This window comes from Gemmatimonadota bacterium (genome assembly GCA_026702745.1).
Taxonomy (GTDB): domain Bacteria; phylum JAAXHH01; class JAAXHH01; order JAAXHH01; family JAAXHH01; genus JAAXHH01.
Map to the genome: position 1 here is coordinate 19,331 of JAPPBT010000004.1, position 18,456 is coordinate 37,786.

At 60.1% G+C, this 18,456-nt stretch carries 13 protein-coding genes; 8 read left to right on the forward strand and 5 right to left on the reverse strand.

Going from position 1 to position 18,456, the window contains the following annotated elements; translation table 11 throughout:
• Positions 1–49: 49 nt before the first annotated feature.
• From OXH56_00475 to OXH56_00490, 4 genes are all read right to left on the reverse strand, one after another.
• Positions 50–2,455, reverse strand: coding sequence for an ABC transporter permease (locus OXH56_00475; protein ID MCY3553769.1), 2,406 nt, complete (start codon positions 2,453–2,455; stop codon positions 50–52).
• A 48-nt stretch (positions 2,456–2,503) separates the two neighbouring features.
• On the reverse strand, positions 2,504–2,668 hold the full coding sequence (locus tag OXH56_00480; GenBank protein MCY3553770.1) for a hypothetical protein: 165 nt from the start codon (positions 2,666–2,668) through the stop codon (positions 2,504–2,506).
• Positions 2,669–2,866: 198 nt separating this feature from the next.
• Positions 2,867–3,517, reverse strand: coding sequence for a response regulator transcription factor (locus tag OXH56_00485; protein MCY3553771.1), 651 nt, complete (start codon positions 3,515–3,517; stop codon positions 2,867–2,869).
• Positions 3,514–6,117 carry a histidine kinase gene (locus OXH56_00490; protein MCY3553772.1) on the reverse strand — a complete coding sequence of 868 codons (2,604 nt, stop codon included), beginning with the start codon at positions 6,115–6,117 and terminating at the stop codon, positions 3,514–3,516. The genes OXH56_00485 and OXH56_00490 overlap by 4 nt, the downstream gene beginning before the upstream one ends.
• 363 nt (positions 6,118–6,480) lie before the next feature.
• On the opposite strand from OXH56_00490, the gene fusA reads away from it, so the two are divergent.
• The 8 genes from fusA to trxB all read left to right on the forward strand — a co-directional run bounded on the left by fusA (position 6,481) and on the right by trxB (position 17,158).
• Entirely contained in the window at positions 6,481–8,562 is a 2,082-nt protein-coding gene (fusA, locus tag OXH56_00495) for an elongation factor G (GenBank protein MCY3553773.1), read from the forward strand.
• Between the two features lie 83 nt (positions 8,563–8,645).
• The gene (locus tag OXH56_00500) at positions 8,646–9,629 is read left to right on the forward strand and encodes an ABC transporter ATP-binding protein (GenBank protein ID MCY3553774.1); all 984 of its coding nucleotides are present in this window, start codon (positions 8,646–8,648) and stop codon (positions 9,627–9,629) included.
• 74 nt (positions 9,630–9,703) lie between these two features.
• Complete coding sequence (locus OXH56_00505; protein MCY3553775.1) at positions 9,704–10,672, forward strand: dipeptide ABC transporter ATP-binding protein; 969 nt, start codon at positions 9,704–9,706, stop codon at positions 10,670–10,672.
• Between the two features lie 163 nt (positions 10,673–10,835).
• Entirely contained in the window at positions 10,836–12,011 is a 1,176-nt protein-coding gene (locus OXH56_00510) for a sugar kinase (protein ID MCY3553776.1), read from the forward strand.
• Entirely contained in the window at positions 12,008–13,174 is a 1,167-nt protein-coding gene (locus tag OXH56_00515; GenBank protein ID MCY3553777.1) for a YheC/YheD family protein, read from the forward strand. The genes OXH56_00510 and OXH56_00515 overlap by 4 nt, the downstream gene beginning before the upstream one ends.
• Positions 13,175–13,252: 78 nt before the next feature.
• Positions 13,253–14,596, forward strand: a complete 1,344-nt coding sequence (locus OXH56_00520) for a bifunctional folylpolyglutamate synthase/dihydrofolate synthase (GenBank protein ID MCY3553778.1) — start codon at positions 13,253–13,255, stop codon at positions 14,594–14,596.
• A gap of 69 nt (positions 14,597–14,665) precedes the next feature.
• Entirely contained in the window at positions 14,666–16,234 is a 1,569-nt protein-coding gene (locus OXH56_00525; GenBank protein ID MCY3553779.1) for a tetratricopeptide repeat protein, read from the forward strand.
• Positions 16,235–17,158, forward strand: a complete 924-nt coding sequence (gene trxB / locus OXH56_00530) for a thioredoxin-disulfide reductase (protein MCY3553780.1) — start codon at positions 16,235–16,237, stop codon at positions 17,156–17,158.
• A gap of 83 nt (positions 17,159–17,241) precedes the next feature.
• Here trxB and OXH56_00535 read toward each other — a convergent pair whose 3' ends face one another.
• A complete protein-coding gene (locus tag OXH56_00535; GenBank protein ID MCY3553781.1) occupies positions 17,242–18,225 on the reverse strand; it encodes a serine acetyltransferase in 984 nt (327 codons plus the stop codon).
• Positions 18,226–18,456: the final 231 nt, after the last annotated feature.

The following is an 18,456-nucleotide window of genomic DNA, read 5'->3' on the forward strand; positions in this document are numbered from 1 at the left end:
CACCGCATCCCATCTCGCAAGTTCAAAACGAAAAGTAAACTGCTCGAACTCACTCGGATTGCAACGCATCTACCGGATTGGCTGTAGCCGCCGTGATTACCTGGTATCCGTTTGTGAGCCAGGCTATAACCAAAGTAACGAAGCCCGAGAAGACAAATACCCATACGTCCATTTCGATGCGGTAAGCAAAATCCTCAAGCCAGGCCTGTAATCCGAAGTAACCTATCGGGGTACCTATAACAAACGCCACGAGGATGAGCATCGTAAGATCTTTCGACATCAATAAGACTATACTCGTTATCGAGGCGCCAACGACCTTGCGAACGCCTATCTCCTTGGTCCTCTGTTCTGCCATAAAGGAAGAAAGACCCAGGAGTCCCAGGCAAGCGATGAGTATGGAAAGCGTTGCACCGGCGCTAAAGACGGAACCCAGTCTTTGTTCGGCATGGTAGAGTTGGTCGAGGTTTTCATCAAGAAACGAGAAATCCATGGAAGGATGTTCCGGATATGTCCGCCCCCACTGATCCTTCAGGATTTCAAGTCCACGGGATTCGGCGTTCCCTTCCAACCTTACAGCCACATGCGAATGTGACCAAGGTGAAGCCATGATCATCAGCGGCTCGATGGGTTGGTGCAACGACTGATCGTGGAAATCGGCAATCATGCCGGTGACTTCGATAGGCGGACTGAAACCGCGCGGACCTGGGTATCTGAACGTCTTTCCAATTGGATCGTCCCAACCGAAGGCCCTTGCGGCCGCTTCATTGATCAGGATGGAGTTAGCGTCAGAAGGGTGATCGCGTGAGAACGCACGGCCTGATTTCACCTCGATGCCCAGCGTTTCGATGTAATCAAAGTCCGCCCATATCGTTCGGACCGATACATTCTGATCCTCCTTGAATCCTTCAGGTTGGATCACACTGAGGTCCGCTTCATATCCTGGTACGCTGGAGGCTGAACTCACGTTTAAAACTTCAGGATATTGCAGGATTGCGTTCTTAAAGGCCGGATATCGTTGTAAGGCTTCAGGATCGGGCAAACGAACCACAACCACGTTTTCTTCATCGAATCCCAGGTTTTTATTCTGCATGTACTCCAACTGATCAAGGACAACGACTGTCCCCACGATCATGACAATCGAGACGACAAACTGGAAGACAATAAGCAGTTTCCGAAGTGATGAATAGGAAGCTCCCGCTTTCAATGCACCGGTCAGCACGGCAACTGGCTTGAAGGACGAAAGTACAAAAGAGGGATACCCGCCGGCGACAATCCCCGTAGCAATGGCGATGGATATCAGTGTAGGCACAAACCAGGTTGAATCGTAATTGATCTCCAGCGTCTTGCCCGATAAATGATTGAACTGGGGCAGGAAAAGATGAACCAGACCCAATGCCACAATCAATGCGATCAGGGAATACAGGATCGACTCACCCATGAACTGTGAAATCAGCTGGTTCCGCTTTACGCCCAGTACCTTCCGAATGCCGATTTCCTGCGCCCTCCGGGCAGAACGGGCGGTGGAGAGGTTCATGAAGTTGACACAGGCTATCAGCAGCACAAAGGCGGCCAATGTGGAGAATATGTAGACATACGTGATCTTGCCGTTTGATTCAAACTCACCGATAAGATCCGAATGAAGATGTATTTCGGTGAGAGGCTGAAAGAAAGGGGTCATTGCAATGCCAAGCGTTTCCAGTCGCTCGCTGAGATGTTGGTCCAGGAATCCAGGCAGTTTACGCTCCAGGTCTTCAGGCGCTGCGACATTGCGAAGTAGTATATAGGTAAACACGGAACTGTAATGGTTCTGCATCGTGGACGGTTCGTCATACAACCGGTTCGGCGCAAGTGATGCGTAGGAAGCCAGAAAATCGAAATGAAAATGTGAGTTATCCGGTAAATCCCGCATGATTCCGGTAACGCTGAACTCATATTTGTCATCGCCGGTGATTACTTTTCCGATTGGGTTTTCGTCCCCGAAGTACTTTTGCGCCATGGATTCAGACAGTACGACGGAATGAGGTTCGGTCAGGGCGGTATTGGCGTTGCCCTGCACAAGGGGCATGGTGAAAATGTCAAAGACCGTTGAATCTGCGAACACTAAATTTGCTTCATAAAACCGTTTTTCCCCGTATCGAATCAACCAACGGGATGCGGGCGGCCTGATCCGCGTAATCGCTTCGATTTCAGGATATTCCTGCGCCAATGCCGGACCCCATGCCGGTGGCGATTTCGCCCATACATCGAGTCTTCCTTCTGCGGTTTCGGAAACCGCCAGACGGTATATCCGATCTTTGTTCTGATGGTACTGGTCATAACTGAGCTCGTCATGCACGTAGAGTACGATCAAAACACATCCGGCTATTCCTATGGCAAGCCCCAGTACGTTGATAAGCGAATAACCTTTGTACCTTAGCAGAAGCCTGATACCGATGGTCAGATAGTTGTTGAACATGGTTATGACCTCCGTTCAGGTCAATGCGCACGAGTTACGCGTCCCCGTTCATGCGGCTTCCTTCACGATGCGCCCGTCGAAGAGGCGGATGATCCGGTGGTCTTGGTCGGCCAGGATCAGCCTGAGATTCCCGATGACTGCCCACGCCACGGCCACGCGCTCCTGCTTGGACGTGTCCAGGTAAATCTGGGGCAGCTTGATGTTCTCGTACACAGTTGATATTCGTGATCCCCTCTTAAGGTCGTTTCATGACGATATCCAGCTTCTGCTTAATACTTAACACCGATAAAGAGCATTATCCGTAGGGTGTTTCCCTATTTTCCGCATTCATCGGACGGTATCGGGGGTTAAAAATGCGGGAGAGGAAGGCCGCGGCCGACTGCATTGCTGCCAGGCGAGGAAACACAACGATCATTCATCCAGGAAGGCAAGACGGTGCTTTAGCGCTAAGATTATGAGGTCCGGCAGATTGTGTACTTCCAGCTTTTTCATCAGGATCGCGCGGTGTTTTTCCACGGTCTTTTCGCTGATACTCAGGACCTCCGCAGCGGCCTGGTTGGTATGTCCCTCGACGATGAGCTGGAGTATCTCCCGTTCGCGGGATGAAAGCTCCAGTACGGCCGATGACTCATTTGTCGATTCCGTCTGCAGGAATCTCGACAGAACCGTTTGAGCAATCGAAGGAGAAAGATAGATTTCGCCCTTGTTTACGGACCGGACAGCGATCAGGAGTTCCTCCACGACGGAGTTCTTGAGGAGATATCCGCTGGCCCCGTATCTGAGTGCCTGGCGCACCACGTCCTCTTCTGAATGCATGGATAGTATGACGACACGTGTATCGACGGATAGCGTCTGTATCCGCCGCGTGGTCTCGATACCGTTCAGCAAAGGCATGGCGATATCCAACATGGCCACATCCGGACTCTTTCGTTGTACCAGGTTCAGTGCCTCGTGCCCATCGGCCGCTTCGCCGACAACTTCCATATCCTCGGCCTTTTCGATGAGAGATACGATGCTTTGACGGACCATTTGGTGATCGTCGGCAACAACGATCCTGATCATTTCTCCTCCAAAGGAATCGTAGCGACCAGAAGGGCTCCCGCGCCTGGTTTCGAGTGAACCTTCATACGACCGTTCAGCGATTCGAGGCGTTCCTGCATGTCTATCAGACCGATTCCTGTTTCATTCTGATCAGCAAGTGTATCTGCAAGATCAAAGCCCCGGCCGTTATCCTGTATAGATAGTTGTACAACCTCGCCATTGCGTTTCAAGCTGACTTCCACATGAGAGGCTTGTCCGTGTTTGGCACAGTTTGTCAGCCCTTCCTGCAGTATACGATACAGGCAGATATCGATTGGATTGGAGATCTTTGTAGTATCCATGCCAACGTATGAGACCGGTATTTGAGTTCGTTGCGTGAAACCCTTGCATAGTCCTTCCAGTGCTGAATTCAGCCCGACGGTATCCAGTGTCGGAGGACGAAGGTTATGGGAGATCGCACGTAGTTTCTCCAGCGTATCGTCGGCCAGTGACACAGCGTCATTCAGTCGATCTGCAGTATGATCGGCATCTCCGGACAACTCGTTCCGGGTTATTTCCAGGCTCATTTTCAGCGCCGTAAGCGCCTGTCCTGTATCATCGTGGAGATCCCGTGCCAGCCGACGTCTTTCTGATTCCTGAATGTCGATGAGTCGGTTGGAAAGTCTCTTGAGGCGTTGTGTCTGCATGCTCAGCGATGTGGTTGCTTTTATATTCTTCAGCACCATCTCCATTTCAGCAGCCAGCACCAGTAACTGTTCTTTTTCTTCGCCGGTAAAGGGCTCTTCCGAAACTTTGGCTCCGAATGCGATACAACCTTGAGCATGCAATTCACCCCGTAGCAAGATGATGAGTTCGTAACCAAGATCTGAAACCCGATTTTGGAGATACGGGTCTTCAGATTCAACCAATGGTCGTTCCGGAGACATCAGATTCAACAACGCTTCGATTTTGACAACTGAATCATTGAAGAAGGCTTCGTTATTCTTCGGCTTGCTGATGGACTTTTCGTTTACGTCGTACCAGGCAACCGATATCGACTTCCGAGGTCCATCGCTGAGGTAGATGGCTACATACGAGATGTCCAGCACCTCAAGCAGTTCACTTCCGCTACCGGTAAGAAGGGCGTTTCGATCCTGAAAATGCGTTAACTCACGTCTGAGCCTGAAGAGTCGCTGACGGTTCTCTATTTCATCACGAAACAGGTGTCTGTCGATAAACCGGATGACTGCTGGTTTAGCAAGGGTCCAGCCACCGACGAGTATCAGGATGAGTCCCGCGGTAACAACCATAATCAACAGGTCGGAGGCTTCTACACCAGTAGCCGCGAAAGTGATCGTTTCATAGATAATCAGGAGCAATCCAAGACTCAGCAGGATATTCACGCCCTGGTTGGATATGAATTTCCGAAGGCTTTTTCCAATAACAAACCTGAGGCCGAATACCCGGTGAGCCAGCACTGAATATGCAAAGGAAAGGGGCAGAATACACTTCAACCCGACGAGGACAACATGGTCGAGCAACCAGACGAGCAATGGCAATAAGGCACCTTGCAGCGGTGCCATTACCCATGTGGCCATGAATGTGCCTGGTTGAGTCATGGTCCAGACCGGTGCTAAAACAAAGGCTGACACGAAACCGACGTTGATGAACTGAAGGCGCGTGTACAGCTGTCGACGCGCGACGGAACGTTGGGCGAGAAGCAGGCAGGCCGCTATGAAAACAACAAGAACGGGTAACGCAGAGACCGGAACAGATTCAACCAGAAAGATGATGGTTTGTATCGCATCAGTATTCCATCCATTGGTCAGACTTAGAACGTAAATAATACGAATGACGATCCAGACGAATAGTGGTATCAGGATCCACCCCGCCCGTTTTCGCATCCATGATCCGAGTTCGGTTTCGATAGGAAATACGGTCAGGATGCTAAACAGAAGCACGAACTCAAGAAAGTAAGCCAGGGTAATGACGAAAACACTGAGTGATAATATCCAAGCGGGCCAACCAGCGATCATGGGATGGAACGCGGGCGATACGGAGAGCGCTGTTGCGAGGAAAAGCAACGCGCATTGAAAAGCGATTTTATTGCCTGGGCGTCTGAATCCGATCCATGAACCGAAGACCAGCAAAACCATCGGAAAGATCAGATACGAGCCCCGTTGGAACCACGTCATCGCGCCAACACCTAGCACGAGTTCCTGCTGATTTACCTCGACGGCGTACCGTACCTGTTCTGTGGCCTCAAGCGTGAGGATACCGTTTTGCATATTGCCGTCGCGAAGCCAGGCGAGATTGAATTGGTCACCGGGCCTGCTCCGCAAACGCGTCTGAAAATAGGCTTCGGGACGTGTTCTGAGATCCGTTCCATTGATGGAGATCACCAGATCACCCGGTCGCAATCCGGCTCTGTCCGCAGGGCTGTCCGCGTCTACTTGCGTGACGTTAATACCGCCGTCCTCGCGTATGCGAACGAGATGGAACCACGTGCCCTCTTGCAGGTTGTTCACCGCGCTTTTCGTCAGTCCCTTCGTCTGTATCATTTCATTTCCGAAGAATTGGATGCCCGGCGACCAGTGCTCGATCTGTGTAAACCGGACCAGCGTCCACACGACCAGACCCATCTGTGCGCATAGCGCAACGACAAGCGTGCTGAGCAAAAAGTAACGCAGTCCGATTGTTTTTAGAGGTTTCAACGGTAGGCTACATGGATGAGTAGGCAACGGAGAAACGAGATGCCGCTAACCGGAATCTTCGTATCCTGCCATATTTCAATGCAGTGGTGTAATTACATACATAGTCGCCCAGCGGATTGATGTCAACTATGGGTGAAAGGATTAGCCTGGCGGACCGCCCTAAAACCTTGACACCTGAAGCCGGATCGAAACATATTAGAGTTTTCCCGGAAAGTTGACTGTCGTACTGACGATCTTACTGAAATAAAGCGTAATACTCGGAAAGCGCAGTCCCTAAGAGGAGGGGTGTTCGTGAAGGACTATAACATCGAAAAAATCAGAAACATTTGCCTCGCGGGCCACGGGGGGAGCGGCAAGACCTCCCTGGCGGAGGCCATGCTCTTCAACGCCGGCGCGACTACCCGGCTCGGCAGCGTGGACGACGGCAACACGGTGTCGGACTACCGCGAGGAAGAGATCGAACACCGCATTTCCATGAACCTTACGCCGCTGTACTGCGAGTGGAACGACCACGACCTCCATGTTCTCGACACCCCGGGCTATTCCGATTTCACCAGCGAAGTGCACTGCGCGATGCGCGTCACGGACAACGTGGCCATCGTGGTCAAGGCCATCGAAGGCATCGAGGTGGAGACGGAGCGCGCCTGGGAGTATGCGGACCAGTACGGCCTGCCCCGCATGGTGGTGGTCAATCTCCTGGACAAGGAGCACGCGAACTTCTATGACGCGCTGGCTCGTCTGCAGGAACGCTTCGGCACGCAGGCCGTTCCCGTCCAGATTCCGATCGGTGAAGCCGATGGATTCTCGGGCGTCGTCGACCTGGTCGCCATGCAAGCGGTGACGTTCGAGGGCGGCGACGGCAAGGGCAAGCGCTCCGAGATCCCTGGAGACCTCGCTGACCAGGCGGAAGAACACCGGGAAAAACTGGTAGAAACCGTGGCGGAATCCGACGACGAACTGCTCGAGGTTTACTTCGAAGAAGGCGCGTTGACCGATGAGCAGCTCCTCGAAGGGTTGCGCAAGGGGGTGAAGGACGGGGCCATCTACCCCGTATTGGCGACGTGCGCATCTGCAAACATTGGGGTCTCCGGCGTGATGGACGCAGCGGCTGCGTACATGGTTTCTCCAGCGGACCGCCCGCCGGTGACGGCCACCCCATCGGGCGGCGGCGAGGAAGTCGCGCTGGACCCGGACCCGTCCGGTCCGCTGGCCGCGCTGGTGTTCAAGACGGTCTCCGAGGCCCATATCGGGGAACTGACCTATTTCCGGGTTTTTTCCGGAGAAATCAAGCACGGCGGCGACGTGTACAATTCGACGAAGAACACGTCGGAAAGATTCGGCCAGATCTACCACACCAACGGTCACGCACGCAACGAACTGAACGTCATCCGCGCCGGCGAGATCGGGGCCACCGTGAAGCTGAAAGACACCCACACCGGCGACTCCCTGGGTACGCGGCAGAAGTCCTTCGGCCTGGAATGGGTGGACTTCGCCGAGCCCGTGGCGAACGTGGCCGTCCTGCCGAAGAGCAAGGACGACGAGGAGAAGATCAGTACCGGCCTCTCCCGGCTTCACGAGGAGGATCCCTCCTTCACCTTCCGGTACAACTCCGAGATCAAGCAGCTGATCCTGGCCGGGGCCGGCGAAATGCACCTTGACCTCATCGTCGAGCGGCTGAGCCGCCGTTTCGGCGTGGAAGTCGAGATGGTGCAGCCGCGCATCCCCTACCGCGAGGCGATCAAGGGTAAGTCCGAGGCCCAGGGCCGGTTCAAGCGGCAGAGCGGAGGGCGCGGCCAGTTCGGCGACGTATGGCTGCGCGTGGAACCCCGGCAGCGCGGTGAAGGGTACGAATTCGACAACGGCATCGTCGGCGGCGCCGTCCCTAGCCGGTTCATTCCGGCCGTGGACAAGGGCATCCAGGAAGCCATGGTGGAGGGCGTGGTCGCCAAGTACCCCGTGGTCGACCTGAAGGCCACGCTGTACGACGGTTCCTTCCACACGGTCGATTCGTCCGAAATGGCCTTCAAGGTGGCCGCGTCCATGGGGTTCAAGAAGGCCTTCATGGAAGCCCGTCCCGTCCTGCTCGAACCGATCTACGAGGTGGACGTGGTCGTCCCCGAGGACTACATGGGCGATGTGATGGGCGATCTTTCCAGCCGGCGAGGCCGCATCCTGGGCATGTCGCCCCGAGGGAGCAACCAGGTGGTCCGGGCCGAAGTGCCCCTGGCCGAACTGTATCGGTACTCCACCGTGCTGCGATCCATCACGCACGGCCGCGGAAGCCATGCGCGGAAATTCATCCGCTACGAGGAAATGCCCCGGGAAATCGAAACCAAGGTGATCGAAGAGTCCAAGTCACTGGAAGAGGAATAGCGGCGGGAACAGGCGCTGTGAGCCGTCGGCCCAGCGACCCGCCGGCCCAGCGACCCGCCGGCCCAGCGACCCAAAAGCGTGAAATTATGGAACCCTTACTTAAGGTCGACAACCTTTCAACCCACTTCCTCACCCGCGGCGGCGCGGTGCGGGCCGTGGACGACGTCAGTTTCGAAGTGGCCGAAGGGGAAACGGTGGGCATCGTGGGGGAAAGCGGGTGCGGCAAGAGCGCTACGGTGCTTTCCATCATGCGGCTCATTCCGAGCCCACCGGGCCGCATCGTCAGCGGCAACATCGTTTTCAATCCCGGTGGCGACGAACCGCCGGTGGACCTGCGCACCATATCAGAACCCGATATGCAGGAGATCCGGGGCAATATCGTCTCCATGGTGTTCCAGGACCCCATGACGTCGCTCAACCCGGTGCTGACCATCGGATGGCAGCTGCGGGAACCCCTCCAGCTTCATCTCGGCCTCGACAAGAAGCAGGCCACCGACCGCAGCATCGAACTGCTGCAGATGGTCAACATCCCGAGCCCGGAACAGCGCCTGAACGACTACCCCCACCAGTTCAGCGGGGGGATGCGGCAGCGCGTCATGATCGCCATGGCCATCGCGTGCAACCCGAAACTGCTCATCGCCGACGAGCCGACCACGGCGCTGGACGTCACGATACAGGCGCAGATCCTGGAACTGATGATGAAGCTCCAGGAAGAACTGAACATGTCCGTCGTCATCATCACCCACGATCTCGGCGTCGTGGGCGAGGTGTGCGACCGGGTGATCGTCATGTACGCCGGCCGGATCATCGAATCGGGCCCGGTGGACACGCTGCTCGACGATCCGAAGCACCCCTATACCCACGGGCTGCTGCAGTCCGTGCCCAAGCTGGGTCCCTCGGTGAAGGAACGCATGGAACCCATCGACGGCGTGCCGCCGAACCTGATCCAGCTGCCGCCCGGCTGCCGGTTCGCGCCCCGGTGTCCGAGCCGTTTCGACCGGTGCGAGGAAGATCCGGCGCTGAAAGACGTGGCCTCGGAGCACGACTGCGCCTGCTGGCTGTATTAAAATGGGCGGCTGACGCCTTTGCCGGCCGCTGACATGGGCCGCCGAGACGGGCGGCCGACATCCTGGAGGATGCGTTGAACGAGCCTTTGCTGCAATTGGACAACGTAGTCAAGCACTTCGAACTGGAAGAAGGGCTGGGCCGCAAGGAGGAAGGCGGCACCGTCCGGGCCCTGGACGGCGTTTCCTTTTCCATCAATCGCGGCGAGACCTTCGGCCTGGTGGGCGAGAGCGGCTGCGGGAAGTCCACCCTGGGACTGACCGTGCTGCAGCTGTACCGCCCCACGGCGGGGAAGGTCTTCTTCGAAGGCAACGACCTGGCGGACATGTCGGAAAATGACCTGAAGCCCGTCCGCAAGCGGCTCCAGATGATCTTCCAGGACCCCTACGCCTCGCTGGACCCGCGCATGACGGTGGGGAACATCGTCCAGGAACCCCTCGACATCCATCGCGTGGGCAGCCGGCAGGAACGCAGGGAGAGGCTGGTCAGTCTCCTCGAGATGGTGGGACTGGGCGAGGCCTACGTGGACCGCTATCCCCACGAGTTCAGCGGCGGCCAGCGGCAGCGCATAGGCATCGCCCGGGCCATCGCGCTGAACCCGAGCCTGATCATCTGCGACGAGCCGGTTTCCGCCCTGGACGTGTCCATCCAGGTCCAGATCCTGAACCTGCTACAGGACCTGCAGAACGAACTGAACCTGACCTATATGTTCATCGCCCACAACCTGGCCGTCGTCGCCCACATCAGCGACCGCATCGGGGTCATGTACCTCGGCAAGCTCATCGAGGCGGGACGGACCGACGAGGTAACGGACAACCCCCAGCACCCCTACACGCAGAGCCTGCTTTCCGCGGTCCCGGAGATCAGCAAGCGGCGCCAGAAGCAGCGCATTCAGCTCACGGGCGACGTCCCCAGTCCGGTCAACCCGCCCTCCGGCTGTCGTTTCCATCCCCGCTGCCCCATCGCCAAGGCCGACTGCGCCGAGCACGAACCGGAACTCAAACAGAACGACAGCGGCCACTGGGTGGCCTGCCATTACGCCTGAGGTGGTGCCCGGCTGAGGTGACGCAGCAAGCCTGAGGCGACTGGCCCGTACTTTCGAGACGCGGGGTGCATATCTGGGGCGCCTGGCCTGGGGCGCCGCCGCAAGCCCGAAGCGCCGCGCTCTCGCATACCAGAGACGCCGCGTCCGAACAACCAATCCGAACATGTCCTCTTCCTCTCCTTCCGGCGCGCCTTCCCGACCGCGGTACGACGTCGTTACCTTCGGCGAGACGATGATCCGGTTCTCGCCCGTGGACGGCGAGATGCTGGAACAGGCCGATTATCTGCGGGCCGACGCAGCGGGCACCGAATCCAACATGGCGGCGGCCCTGTCCAGGATGGGCGCCGACGTGGCCTGGGTCTCCGTCCTCCCCGACCATCCCGCCGGGCGGTGGATCGCCTCCAGGCTGGCTCAGCACGGGGTGGACACGTCCCATGTGGGGTGGCAAGGCGACCAGGTCGAGCCGTCGGATGGGCGGGGCGAGCGGAACGACCGGACCGGGCAAGCCGAACAGACGGACGACCGGGGCGACACGGTCAGTCGGCCCAATCGGCCCAGTCGACCCGGCGTGTTCTTTCTCGAGCCCGGATCGCCGCCGAGAGGCAGCCGGGTCGTCTACGACCGCGCCGGGTCCGCGGCGACCGGCATGACGCCCGAGGTGGTGGAAAAGGCGCTCCGTTCCGGCGCCCGGATCGTGCATACGTCCGGCATCACGGCTTCCCTGAGTTCCGATTGCCGCGAGACCGTCGCCCGGGTCCTGGGCAACCGGACGGAGGGTGGTTACCGTACCTCATTCGACGTCAACTACCGGGCCAAGCTGTGGTCGCCCGGGGAGGCATGCGCCGTCCTGGAATCGATGCTGGGCGAGGTCGACATCCTCGTATCGACTTCCGATGACGCCGCGTTGATCTTCGGGTTGGACGGGAAGCCGGAGGAAACCGTCGAAGCCCTCCACGGGCGGTTCGGGAACGAGATCGTGGTGCTGACGATGGCCGAGGGCGGGGCCGTGGGCTGGTCCGCGGCGACCGGCTTTCTCTACACGCAGCCCTACGTGGTGGAACCGGTCGACCGGCTCGGCGCAGGCGACGCCTTCGATGCCGGTCTGCTGTATGGCCTGTTGCGCGAGGATCTAGCGGTTGGATTGTCTTACGGCACCGCGCTGTCCGCACTGTGCTTGTCGGAACGGGGCGACATGACGTGGTCCACGCTGGCGGAAGTACAACAGATGGCCCGTCCGGTCCGTGACAGCCAGTCCGCATCGTCGGCACCGACGGTGCCGTCCACCGGCTCCGCGCCGTCCGCATCGCCCACACCGTCCACTCGGACCGCAGGATCATGAATACGAAGGCCAAGTTCACCGTGGGCATATTGACCCGCCGGGCACCCGACGAGCAAGGCCGGCCTTTCGGTCCCCCCACGGTGTTTTTCGAAGAGTGCTGCGAGGCGGCAGCTGCGTTGGACCTGCGTGCGGTTGTGTTCGACGCGGCTGACGTGAATAGCGCGCAAGGGACGGTGTCGGCGGCCACGGTCGTGGACGGCCGGTGGGTCGAATGCGGCCCCGATCCCTGGCCGGCGGTCATCTACGACCGGGCACCCGTGCTGGATCCCGCCGATGCTCGCGCCGCGGACCGCGCGCGGGACCTCTTCGACCGGGCGGGCATACCCTTCGTGAATCCCGGGTCCTTCGTCCGGCTGGCGGTGGACAAGTTGGAGATGCACCGACGCCTGGCGGATGCCGGCCTCGCCTTACCCCATACCGAGATCCTCAATGCGTACGCGCTGCGGGCGTTCCTGGCGCGGTACGATCACGTATACGTCAAGCCCAGGGTCGGGTCCCTGGGAACGGGCGTCATGGAAATCGTCCGGACCGCGGGGGGACGCCAGGTCATCAGGACGCTGGACGCAACTTATGAGACCCGTGGCGCCGGGTCGGCCATGGACCGGATCATGGCACTGACTGCCGGAGCGCGCGAGGAACCCATGGGTTGTCTGGTGCAACAGGGGATATCGGCAGAACCGCCGGATGAAAGGCGTTTTCCGAGGTTCGACTTGCGACTGCTCATGCAGAAGAACGGGCAGGCCCGGTGGGACCTTACCGGCCTGGCGGCCCGCGTCGGCCAGACCAGCGGCCCCACGACCAACCTGAGCAACGGCGCTCGCGCCGAGGAGGCCGAACCCGTCCTCGACGTGCTGTACGGCCGGCCGCTCAGGAAGGAGATCCTGCGCCGTGCTGAGGAGGCTTCTTTCGCGGCCTGCAGCTTACTGGACACGGAACTCGGACCCATTGGAGAGGTGGGCCTCGATATCGTGCCGGACACCGCCGGCCTGCCGTGGATCATCGAGATCAACGCTCGTCCGGGCCGGAACGTGTTCAGGCGAATCGCCCACAGCGCGGACGTTTCCGCCCCGGTCCGCCAACGGTACGGCGCGATACGCCGCAGGTCGGTAGCCCGTCCCTTCGAATACGCGAAGGCCCTGGCCGGAATCGGGACGACCGCATGACGCCAGAAGAGGCCCTGGCCGGAATCGGGGCGACCGCATGACGCCAGAAGAGGCCCTGGCCGGAATCGGGACGACCGCATGAACTATAAAGAAGCGCTGGACTATCTGTACGGATTCGTGGACTTCGAACAGCGGCCGGGCGCCGCCCCGGTCCGCATGGACCTGTCGGGCATAAGCGCCCTGACGGAAGCCCTGGACCACCCCGAACGACAGTGGAAATCCGTACACGTGGCCGGGACCAAGGGGAAGGGATCCACCGCCGCCATGATCGCGGCGATCGTCCGCGAATGCGGTTACAGCGTGGGCCTGTACACCTCGCCCCACCTCGTCTCCCTGCGCGAACGCATACAGATCGACGGCGAGCCCATTTCCGAACCGGATTTCGCCGAACTCACGGAACGCGCTCGCCCGACGATCGAAGGAACCGGGCCGCGGTGGAAGGACATGGGTTCGTTTTTTGATGTACTCACCGCCCTGGCCTTTGTGTATTTTAGGGAACGCCGGGTGGACCTGGCCGTGGTCGAATGCGGTCTGGGCGGACGGCTGGATTCGACCAACGTAATCCGGCCCCGGGTCTGCGCGATTACGCCCATCGGACTGGACCACACGGATCGGCTCGGCGGGACGATCGCGGAAATCGCCCGCGAGAAAGCCGGGATCGTGAAAGAAGGCGTCTGTACCGTTTCCGCCGCCCAGCTACCGGAGGCGTCCAGGGAGATCCGAAAAGCCTGCCGGCGCCAAGGGAGTTCCCTGGTGCAGGTGGGCGACGATGTGCGGTACGCGCTCAAAGAAGCGGCGATCGGCCGGCAGGTGATCGACATTGAGGCCGCGGGCGGGACGTACGAAGACCTTACGCTGCCGCTCTCCGGGACGTACCAGGCCGCCAACGCGGCCATGGCGGTGGGGGTGGCGCAGGCGCTTTCCGAAGGGGGCATGGAAATCACGGACCGGGGCGTGCGCCGCGGCCTGGCCTCGGTGCGGCTGCCCGGACGCATGCAGGTCCTTCAGGACCGGCCCTGGGTAGTGCTGGACGGCGCCCACAACGTGCTGGCGGCCGAAAGCCTGACGGACAGCCTGCGCGGCCTGTTTCCGGTCCGGCGCGCCATTGTCGTGCTCTCCGCGCACCGGGACAAGAACGTAGGCGATCTGTGCGCGGTCATCGCGCGGTACGCCAACGAGATCATCATCCCCGAGCGGTGCGTGCTGCGGAAACGGCAGGCGGATCCCCCGGACGTGGCTGCAGCCTGCATGGGTGCGGGAACACCTGCCCGGACGGCGCCGTCGGTGGCGGCGGCCCTCTCCGAATCGATCGGCATCGCGGGACCGGACGACCTGGTCCTGGTGACGGGGTGTTTCGCGCTGGTGGGAGAGGCCCTGGAAGTGCTGAACGAACTGGAACCCGAAGAAACGGCAAGTCGTTGAAAGCAAACGCGAAACCGTTGAAGAGATACGAGAAGCAATTTAAGCGGTAAATACCGGAGGACGGAAGGAATGAGCAAGGTCAATCAGAAAGGGGAAACCGCATGGGGCCGGCCGGGGACATGGCTGGCATCTTGTGCCCTATGTCTTTATCTCATCGGGGCAGGTCCGGCTGTCGCGCAGACGACCACTGATCCGCCGCCCGGGACGGAAGCAACGGGCGCCGCGAATGCTCCAGCCGACGCTGTGGCACCGACGACCCAGCAAGACACGACCGGTGCGGAGATCCAGCCCGGAGCGACCACCCCTCAGGACGCGCAGCCGGACACTACACTGACACTTGAGCAGCGTCAGCAGGCCGCGGTACAACAGTTCCTGACCACCGTCGCCCTGACGAAGAACAACCTCGGCGCGGTGTATTTCGAGCAGGGACAGTACGACAGCGCCCAGGTTCATCTCGAACACGCCCTGGAGATCGCGCCGGGTTTCGCCGCCGCCTACCTCACGATGGGGCTGGTACACCACGCCAGGGGGGATTCGGCCGCGGCGCTGGACGCGTTCATGAAGACCGTCGAGGGCGATACGCTCAGCGTCGCGCGCATGAGCACCGTCCCGCCCGATACCGTCTATGCCTGGGCCCGAAGCCAGTACGACCGGATGATGGTGGGGATACCGAACCTGGCCGCGGCCCATACCGACATGGCGATCGCGTACAACCAGGGCGGATACCTCAACGAAGCGGTCCATCACTACCGGCAGGCCATTGAAAGCGATTCCTCCTACGTCGACGCCTATACGAATCTCGGAAAGGTCTATTCGGATACCGAGGAATACGAACAGTCGGCCGAGGCCTACGAGAAAGTGCTTACTCTGTCGCCCCCGGAGGACCAGCTGCCCAGGATCCATCTCAATCTCGGTGTGGCCTACATGGGCCTGGAGCGCCTCGACGACGCGATAGTGGAGTGGAATCGGGCCGTGGCGCTCGCACCGGACTACATGGACGCCTACATGAACCTGGGGACCGCCTACCAGAACAAGAACATGCCGGACAGCACGCGGGCCGTCTGGGAAAGGGCCCTGGTGGTCGGAGGGCAGTCGGTCGTGCCCCGCGTAGCGCTGGCCCGCCTGTCCTTTGCGGAAGGGCGTCTCGACGATGCCCTGCGATACTACGGGGAAATACTCGACCTGGGCGCGAGGGACCCGCGCATTTCCGCGGAAATCGCCCTGGTTTACGAGCGGCGGGAAGACTTCGACCTGGCGATCACAAACTATGAACAGGCCCTCGAGCTCGTGCCGGAAAACGCGCAGCTGAAAGCCGCGTTGAACCGGGTCAGGCGGATCGTGGAGGAGCGGGAGAAGGCCATCGAATCCAACAAGATCCGCGTCCGCCAGATCGTCGTCGCCACGCGGGAGGCCGCGGATGCCGTGATGGAACGGCTGACCGCCGGCGCCGATTTCGCCGAACTGGCCCGTGAGACCTCCATCGATTCGAGCCGGGACAGCGGGGGCGACCTCGGGTTCTTCGGTCCCGGCGAAATGATCCCGGAATTCGAGCAGGCCGCGATGGGTCTGGAGGTCGGCGAGCTCAGCGGGGTCGTCCAGACGCCCATGGGCTTTCACATCATCATGCGGATCGAGTAAATGGAGCAGGTCGTCATCATCGGCGGTGGCCCGGCAGGTTATACGGCAGCCCTTTACGCGGCCCGGGCGAACCTGTCCCCCGTCGTGTTGACGGGCAGCACGGTCGGCGGGCAGCTGTCGCTCACCAGCGAGATCGAGAACTTCCCGGGATTCCCCGAAAGTCTGGGCGGCATGGACCTCATGGACCGCATGAGGCAGCAGGCCGAACGTTTCGGCGCCGAGATGAAGTACGAGGAAGTCACCTCCGTGGCCTTCGAACCGGGGGCGCACCGGATCACGACGGACCGCAACCAGTACACGGCGAAGGCCGTGGTGATCAGCACCGGGTCGTCGCCCCGCCTGCTCGACGTGCCGGGCGAGGAACGGTTCTTCGGACGGGGTGTCTCCACCTGTGCGACCTGCGACGGCGCCTTCTACCGGGACCGGAAAGTCGCCGTGGTGGGCGGCGGCGACAGCGCCATGGAGGAAGGGCTCTTCCTGACGCGCTTCGCAAGCCACGTCTGGATCATACACCGCCGCCACGAACTGAGGGCGAGCAGGATCATGCAGGAACGGGCCCTGAAACATCCGAAGATCGCGTTCCAGTGGGGGGCCGTGGTCGACGAAGTCCTGGGCGACGAAACCACCGGTGTGACCGGCCTGCGCGTGCGGGAACTGGAATCGGACCGGGTCCGGGATCTGGACGCCGAGGGCCTCTTCATCGCCATCGGCCACACGCCCAATACCGGTCTCTTCAAAGACAAGCTCGAAATGGACGAGCAGGGCTATATCCTGACGGACCGGAGGCAGCACACCAGCGTGCCCGGCGTGTTCGCGGGCGGGGACGTGCAGGACCACGTTTACCGCCAGGCGGTCACCGCGGCGGGCACGGGATGCGCCGCCGCCATGGAAGCCGAGAAATACATCGCTGAAATCGCGGACTAGGCGGACCGGTAAGGGAAGGCGGCCGCTCAGCGCAGGTGGCCGCTCAGGGCAAGCGACCGTCCATGCTAGGCTGGCCAGGTTGGTCAGGCCGTTCGGGCGTCGTGCTTCACTACGTCCAGGCTCGGGTCGCCGATGGTAACCTTGGAATGGGGAGGCACCGGTTCAGTCAGCCAGACATTGGCCCCGATGACGGCATCGTGGCCGATGGTCGTTCCGCCGCCCAGGATCGTCGCCCCGGAGTAGATGACCACGTCGTCCTCGATGGTGGGGTGGCGCTTGCCGCCCTTGATGAGGCGTCCGCCGTCATCCTTCCTGAAACTCAGCGCGCCGAGCGTCACGCCCTGGTAGAGTTTCACATTGTTGCCGATCAGCGCCGTTTCCCCGATGACGACGCCCGTTCCGTGGTCGATGAAGAAACGGGTGCCGATGGTCGCGCCCGGGTGGATGTCGATGCCCGTGCGGCTGTGGGCGTGCTCGGACATGATCCGCGGGATGAGCGGCGTATTCCTCAAGTACAGTTCATGGGCGATCCGGTAGGTGGCGATGGCTTCCACGCACGGATAGCTGAGGATGATCTCGTCATGGCTCTTCGCCGCGGGATCTCCATCGTAGGCGGCTTCCACGTCCCCCATGAGCAGTTTCCGGATATCGGGAACGGCTTCCAGCAGTTCGAGTGCGATCCGGTCGGCGATCTCCTCGCAGGCCACGGGGTCCTTTCCCTTGCACTGCGCGTCGTGCATGAGGCTCCGGGTCACTTCCTCTCTCAGGCGGATGTAGATGGTGTCCACCAGTCCGTCCACGTAGAAGGCCACGTTCTTCGTCACAAGAGGTTCGGCGCCGAAGTAGCCGGGAAAGCAGAGCGCCAGCAGGTCCTTCAGGATGCCGTAGACCCGTTCCCTGGAAGGCAGGTTCTTGCCGTCGATACGGTTCAGGCCGCCGATCGTGTCGTAGGATTGCACGATCCGGGAGGAAATGGCGCCGATCTGGCTGCGTGTTTCGGACATGGTCATGTTGAAGTTCGGCACCAGCTTCTCTTCCGTGGTCTTATTGCTCCGGGATGCTGCCATGGTGCTCCAACCGGTTATCGCCTGCCGTTTTCCGAAGGTGTCCAGGAATGCGCGGGGGACTGCTTTCCGTACCCTTGCGCGACTGTCTGAATCTCGGGGAACCATCGCGGTAAGTCAAGCGGTTTCTGCCATTAACGGCTGCGCCGCGGTCGTCCAAAAGCCGCTACAAACCAGTTGCCAGGGGAAGCGGTGGGACCTTATATTGCAGTAGTTTAGCGTCGTTTTCCAATC